Origin of the sequence: Salinimicrobium maris (assembly GCF_049680855.1) — a bacterium.
In the GTDB taxonomy this organism is placed as follows: Bacteria; Bacteroidota; Bacteroidia; order Flavobacteriales; family Flavobacteriaceae; genus Salinimicrobium.
Genome location: NZ_JBMPGS010000019.1, coordinates 1 through 755, shown reverse-complemented (window position 1 = coordinate 755; position 755 = coordinate 1). Strand labels below are relative to the sequence as shown.

Below are 755 nucleotides of genomic sequence, written 5' to 3'. Positions count from 1 at the left end.
TTTTACCTAATATGCTCTTTATTATAATTTGCTCTATCTATAATCTCTCAACTATAGAAATTTTTATGTTTCTCGTATTCTTATTCTTCAATATGTCAATGAACTTTCTGTTCAATTATCAATCACCAATTAACATGTAACAATTTTTCATTGCTTATTGTTTATTGATCATTGCTAATTGATCTGGTGGAGAATATCGGAGTCGAACCGATGACCTCCTGCGTGCAAGGCAGGCGCTCTAGCCAGCTGAGCTAATCCCCCCGTTTATCAGTCAGCAGTTACCAGTTAACAGTTAACAGTTTTGATAACGTGCTCACCATTACGTGATAATCACTCAACTTCTAAAATTTCCTTTCAATAATTCTCAATGAACTTATAACTCTGATCATTGTTAACTGATCATTGTTAATTGTATTCGTAGTCTCAGGCAGACTCGAACTGCCGACCTCTACATTATCAGTGTAGCGCTCTAACCAGCTGAGCTATGAGACTGCAATTTTATTGTATAAGGTAGACTACATATTGTATAATGACTTTTTACATTATACAGCATACAAAATACTTTCTACAACAAAAAAAATTAAATTGACAGTGAATTAAGACCAAAAGAAGCTCCTCACTTCTTATTTGTAAAAAGGCTCCTTATGTCGTAATTGCGTTTTGCCTATTAAGAGGCAAAAGCTCTAGAAAGGAGGTGTTCCAGCCGCACCTTCCGGTACGGCTACCTTGTTACGACTTAGCCCCAGTTACCAGTT

2 tRNA genes and 1 rRNA gene are annotated in these 755 nt (G+C 36.2%); all 3 read right to left on the bottom strand.

From position 1 onward, the window contains the following. Window positions 1–184 precede the first annotated feature (184 nt). A tRNA-Ala gene (locus tag ACOV1Q_RS15880) sits at window positions 185–261 on the bottom strand. Window positions 262–418: 157 nt separating this feature from the next. Then, a tRNA-Ile gene (locus tag ACOV1Q_RS15875) sits at window positions 419–492 on the bottom strand. Window positions 493–687: 195 nt separating this feature from the next. Further along, a 16S ribosomal RNA gene (locus ACOV1Q_RS15870) occupies window positions 688–755 on the bottom strand; the annotation flags it as partial.